Here is a 1,112-nt window from a genome sequence, read left to right as displayed (position 1 = left end):
CCCCTGCTTCGGTGACCCCTGGAGCGGCAGCCCCACAGCCGGCCCTGCCGTCCCGGCTCATCCGGCGCCTGGTCGACGGCCTGCCATCCGGGTTGGTCGTGCTGGACGCGGACGGTGCCGTGGTGCTGGCCAACCCGGCTGCTCGGACCATGGGTGTGATTGACGCCGGCCGCCTGGCTCTCGACGAGCTGACTGATCTGGCCGGACAGACCCGCGCGGACGGCGTCGACCGTGACCGCCAGCTCGGTCTGCCACCGCGTCCGGAGCCGCCGCTGACCCGTCCGCGTCCTGATCAGGAGGCGTTCGCCGTGCGGGCTCGCACCCTGCGCCTCGGTTCGGACGGCCACGTGGCCGTGATTCTCGACGACGTCACCGAGGCCCGCCGGGTGGAGGCGGTCCGCCGGGACTTCGTGGCCAATGTCAGTCATGAGCTCAAGACCCCGGTCGGCGCACTCCATGTGCTAGCCGAGGCGGTTGCCGTCGCCAGCGACGACCCGGTTGCCGTCCGGCGTTTCGCCTCCCGGATGACGCGTGAGTCCTCCAGGCTCGCGCGTCTCGTCCAGGAGATCATCGACCTGTCCCGGCTGCAGGGTGCGGACCCGATGCCCGACCTGCGCCCGGTCCTGGTCTCGGCGGTGCTGGCCGAGGCGCTGGACCGTACCCGGCTGACCGCTTCGGCCCGCGAGATCACCATTGCGGTGATCGGTGACAGCGACTTCGCCGTCAGCGGGGATGAGGGGCAGCTCGCAACGGCGTTGGCGAATCTGCTCGACAACGCCGTGAGCTACTCGCCGACGGGCACCCGAGTGGTCATCGGGGTTCGACGGGCGGGCGACACGGTGGAGCTGTCTGTCGCCGACGAAGGTATCGGGATCGCCGAACGGGACTTGGAGCGCGTGTTCGAACGCTTCTACCGTGCCGACCCGGCGCGTTCCCGCCAGACGGGGGGCACGGGGCTCGGGCTCGCGATCGTCAAGCACGTCGCGACGAACCACGGGGGAAGCGTCAGTGTGTGGAGTTCCGAAGGTGCCGGGTCGACCTTCACGATCAGATTGCCCCTGTTGCGGGCTGGCGCCGATGTCGGTGGCGAAATCGAGGTAGATGGCGATATA

Annotated in this window: 1 protein-coding gene; it reads left to right on the top strand. The window is 69.9% G+C overall.

Annotated features, from left to right (window positions below):
• Nucleotides 1-11: 11 nt before the first annotated feature.
• A partial coding sequence (locus U9980_RS00645; RefSeq protein WP_322766257.1) for a sensor histidine kinase occupies nucleotides 12-1,112 on the top strand: 1,101 nt, incomplete at its 3' end.

This window comes from Protofrankia sp. Cr1, from assembly GCF_963555865.1.
Lineage (GTDB): Bacteria > Actinomycetota > Actinomycetes > Frankiales > Frankiaceae > Protofrankia.
The sequence above is the reverse complement of the archived record's forward strand: the minus strand, read 5'-3'. Positions and strand labels throughout refer to the sequence as shown.